Origin of the sequence: Allocoleopsis sp., assembly GCF_036703385.1 — a bacterium.
Classification (GTDB): Bacteria; Cyanobacteriota; Cyanobacteriia; order Cyanobacteriales; family Coleofasciculaceae; genus Allocoleopsis.
The window spans coordinates 1-4,876 of the sequence record NZ_DATNPA010000754.1; the positions used below are offsets into that span (position 1 = coordinate 1).

Consider the following 4,876-nt stretch of genomic DNA (forward strand, 5'->3'; position numbering starts at 1 on the left):
CTTCATCCTTTTATTCAAGCCCTTTCTAGGTCATCGCTGCCGCTTCGCGCGCTGCGGCGGCTTCGTCCGGATGGATGCCTAAACGAGTAAGATTGACGCGGCCTTTACTATCAATTTCTCGCACTTTGACCACGACTTCATCGCCGACAGCCACCTCATCTTCTACTCGACCAACTCGATAGTCGGCAAGTTGAGAAATGTGAATCATGCCTTCTTTCCCAGGCAGCAATTCTACAAAGGCACCAATGGGAATAATCCGCGTGACGCGACCGGCATAGACATCCCCTTCATTGAGTTTACGGGTCATGCCTTGAATGATGTTAATTGCCTTTTTCGCCTTTTCTCCGTCGATCGCAGAAACGGTAATCGTACCATCATCTTCGATATCCACCTTGGCACCCGTTTGTTCGGTAATGCCCTTGATCGTTTTGCCGCCAGGGCCAATAACCAGACCAATCAGTTCTGGATCGATTCTCATCGTCAGCAGGCGAGGCGCGAAAGGCGACAACTCCGTGCGGGGTGTATCAATCGTCGCCAGCATTTTCTCCAGGATATGCAATCGCGCCGGTCGGGCTTGCTGAATCGCGTCGGCGATCACCTCCATCGACAGACCGCTGATTTTCATGTCCATTTGCAACGCAGTGATACCCGTGTCGGTACCTGCGACTTTGAAGTCCATGTCACCCAAAAAGTCTTCAATGCCTTGAATGTCGGTGAGAATCCGAACTTCATCCCCTTCTTTAATCAGACCCATTGCCGCGCCACTCACCGGCTTGGTAATGGGCACACCAGCATCCATCAACGCCAGGGTAGACCCACAAACCGAACCCATCGAAGTCGAACCATTGGAGGAAAGCACTTCCGACACGACCCGGAGGACGTAAGGGAAGTCTTCTTGCGGTGGTAAGACAGGGACGATAGCGCGTTCAGCTAAAGCACCGTGACCGATTTCCCGGCGTCCTGGCGATCGCATCGGTTTAGTTTCCCCAACAGAATACGGCGGGAAATTGTAGTGATGCAGATAGCGTTTATCTTCTTCTGGATTAAGGTCATCTAGCTTTTGGGCATCACCAGGTGTTCCCAAGGTAGCTGTCGATAACACTTGGGTCAGCCCTCGGTTAAATAACGCACTTCCATGCACTCGCCGAGGTAATAAACCAACCTTACAAGAAACCGGTCGCACTTCATCGAGTTTCCGACCATCAACCCGAACACCGTCTTCCACAATCTGACGGCGCATCAGTTCTTTGGTAATCTCCTTGAAAATCTTGCCAACCGCTTTGTCATCTTCAGTCGCAGCGACTCGGATTGGGTCGTCTTCGGGTAATTCAGCGATCGCGGCTTTTACTGAATTTTCCTTGATTTCATCTAGAGCCGTATCTCGACCGTTTTTGTCGAGGTCAAATTGAGAGAGAATCCCTTTGATTTGAGTGGTCGTGCGATCGCGGATAAATTGCTCTAGTGTCGAGTCTCCCTTAGGCGGTTCTGCAATGGTCAACTCAATTCCTAAGGAGGCCATCAACTCCCGCTGGGCTGTAATTAAGTCCCGCACCGCTTCGTAACCAAAGTCGATCGCTTCAATAATATCCTGCTCCGGCAGTTGGTTCGCACCGGCTTCCACCATAATCACGCCATCTGGGGAACCCGCAACAATCAAATCCAGGTCTCCCGACTCGATTTCTTTGTAAGTTGGGTTAATGATAAAGTCATCCCCGACTAAACCGACTCGCACGGCGGCCATCGGCCCATAGAATGGAATCTTAGCTTGTAATACAGCGATCGACGCTCCAGTTACCGCCAAAACATCTGGCGGCACCTGTTCATCCATTGACAGGGTAGTTGCTACGATTTGAATATCATCTCGAAGCCAACTCGGGAATAAGGGACGTAGGGGGCGATCGATGAGACGGCTGATCAGCGTCACCTTTTCGGGTGGACGCCCTTCCCGCCGCAGGAAACCACCTGGAATTCGACCTGCTGCATAGAGGCGTTCCTCGTAGTCCACTAACAAGGGAAGAAAATCTATGCCTTCTCTGGCTTCAGCGCGTGTCGCTGTTACTAAAACAGCCGTGTCGCCCGACTGGATTAGCACGGAACCACCGGCTTGTGGGGCAAGTAGACCCACCTTCAGTCGAATATCCCGTCCGTCGAAGGATATTGACTTGTCTAACTCTACCATTCAGTACTTTGTCCTTCTCTCTATCATGTTCTTTTCTATGTTGCAATCGTAACACTTATGTACTAAGGCTGCCTGGGGATTATGATGACGGTTATTCAAGAGGTCAAAGCAATAGCTAACTTAAAAATGAGTGATTAGTTAAAAGAAATAAATTTAAGCGGTTAAGAGACAATTATTCGCATTTGATACATAACTCAAAATTCTTTAAGCATGGCGATTTTACAGGGCAGTTGGATATCTCGTGAAACGGGTGGGCATCTATTCATCTGGGGAGAGATTTGGCGTACAAAGGCGTCTTTAGGCTCTTCAACTTCTAAGGGTGCTTTATCTCATCCGTTTGCTATGACGCAGGCGGAATTAACGTCTTTTTTGCGCTTTCATCGTCTTTCTATCGACCAATTTGTAGAAACATCTGGAAATTCTCGCCAAGGTCGCCATCAGGAGATGCAACAGAGTAAGCCGGACAAATGGCAAACTCAAGTAATTACCTTACCGACTCAAACATCGTCCAAGGAAGGGGTATACCCCCTACTGTCTAGCAAAAGCTCATTAGAAGGTAAGGATGACCTGCCTCTAGAATGGCAACTCTGGGAAGTCGAAGGGTTTTGTCTTGAGCCAATGGAGGCTGTAAAGCTGCTGCAAGCACTGCCTCTGGGTTCTTTTCAAGCAGCAGACACGTATGTAGGAGGTTCGCTGCGTTTTTGGTCTCAGGTAACGCGGTGGAGTTTGGATTTGCTCAGCCGATGTAAGTTTTTACCGGGATTGTACCGACAACCGAACGGTAAGGTGGTTGCTCGTTGGCAACCCCTGATTGACAGTGCCATAGACCAAGCGCGTTTAGACAAGTTTACCCAACTCATGCCGTTTGCTTGTCGAGCTTATCAGACAGTGGAGACTGCAACAGAGGAAAACGGGACAACAGAAGCTGATACAAGTAGGCAAGAAGACAAGGGGAGTTCCAGCCAAATCTCCGCCTCTTCTCAACCCCCAACTACTAATCTAAAATCCAAAATCCAACATCTAAAATTCAGAGAGCCGCAAGAATTACTGCTGGGATTCTTGAGTAGTGTGATAGATGCTCAGGTGCGGAATTGGGTAGAAGCCCAGACTCTACCAGAGGCAGAATCTCCAGTACAGGAGTGGATGCGATCGCTCTGTTCAACTTCTGATACCCTTGAGGCACCCGCCGAAGCGACGGCGAGACTAGAAGCAGCTTTGCAAACCTGGACAACTCCGGTGCAACAGAACTTAGTCGTATCCACTTCCCAAAGCTTCAGACAAAATCTATGGCGCACTTGCTTTGCCCTCAAACCGCCAGCCTCAGAGGAAACTAACTGGCAGTTGGAGTATTGCTTGCAGGCGGTAGACAACCCAGACTTTTTGGTTGGTGCTAAAACAATATGGAGTCAGCCAGCCGAACGATTACAGTATCAAGGGCGAACCATTGAGCAGCCTCAGGAGACATTCCTCAGAGGTTTAGGGTTGGCTACCCGCCTCTATCCCCCCATCGAACTCAGCTTGCATCAACCCCGCCCAGAATCTTGTGAGCTGACACCAATCGAGGTTTATGAGTTCATTCGAGCGAGTGCTTGGCGGTTACAAGACAATGGATTAGGAATTGTCTTGCCACCCGGATTGGCACCGGGAGAAGGAGCCAAACGCCTGGGTATCAGTATTAGTGCAGAGGTGGCGCAATCGAAAAAGAAAGAGCGTTTGGGGTTGCAAAGCCTACTCAAGTTTAAGTGGGAACTTGCGATCGGGGATAAAACCATCTCCAAAAAAGAGTTTGATCGCTTAATGGCACAACAGTCTCCGCTTGTAGAAGTCGGTGGTGAGTGGATAGCCCTGCAACCCTCAGATGTGAAAGCGGCTCAAGCCATCTTTACCACCTCTCAAGAGCAGATGACACTGCGGGTGGAAGATGCGCTACGCCTCAGTACGGGTGATACCACCACCTTGGCAAAATTACCCGTCGTTAAATTTGAGGCATCCGGTGCCCTGCAAGAGTTGATTACCAATCTCACAGGTAATCAGACGGTTCAGCTAATTGAGACACCAAAAGGCTTTCATGGGACTTTACGACCTTACCAATTACGAGGTGTCAGTTGGCTAGCTTTCCTAGAACGTTGGGGTATGGGTGCTTGCCTCGCGGACGATATGGGACTGGGAAAAACGCCCCAGCTCATCGCTTTTCTGCTCCATCTACAAGAGCAAGGCGTGCTAGAGGAGCCAACCCTCGTGGTTTGCCCAACTTCGGTGTTAGGCAACTGGGAGCGGGAAGTTAAAAAATTTGGTTCCTCGTTGAAAGTTGTCGTTCATCACGGGGATAAACGACCTAAAGGGAAGGCATTTGCTAGGACAGTTAAGGATAAGCAATTGGTTATTACCAGCTATCCCCTGGTGTATCGAGATGCCGCAACCCTTGAGGAAGTTTCTTGGCAAGGCATTGTGTTGGATGAGGCGCAGAATATTAAAAATCCAGCCGCGAAGCAGTCGAAAGCGGTGCGGGAACTTAAAGCCGGATTTCACATTGCCTTAACGGGGACACCTGTAGAAAATCGGTTGTCGGAATTGTGGTCAATTTTAGATTTTCTCAATCCTGGATACTTGGGCAATCAGCAATTCTTTCAACGCCGATTTGCTATGCCGATTGAGAAGTTTGGGGATAGGGACTCGTTGCAAACGTTGCGATCGCTC

Annotated in this window: 2 protein-coding genes; one reads left to right on the plus strand and one right to left on the minus strand. The window is 49.5% G+C overall.

Annotated elements, in window-relative coordinates; translation table 11 throughout:
- Positions 1 to 25: 25 nt before the first annotated feature.
- The gene (locus tag V6C93_RS35420; protein ID WP_333481390.1) at positions 26 to 2,179 is read right to left on the minus strand and encodes a polyribonucleotide nucleotidyltransferase; all 2,154 of its coding nucleotides are present in this window, start codon (positions 2,177 to 2,179) and stop codon (positions 26 to 28) included.
- Positions 2,180 to 2,389: 210 nt separating this feature from the next.
- Here V6C93_RS35420 and V6C93_RS35425 point away from each other — a divergent pair.
- Positions 2,390 to 4,876 (plus strand): DEAD/DEAH box helicase (locus V6C93_RS35425; RefSeq protein ID WP_333481391.1); only part of this gene is annotated, 2,487 nt, incomplete at its 3' end.

Bases quoted from the DNA above. Each gene is read 5' to 3' on its own strand.
- V6C93_RS35420 (WP_333481390.1), bottom strand. From the start codon at position 2,179: ATGGTAGAGTTAGACAAGTCAATATCCTTCGACGGACGGGATATTCGA.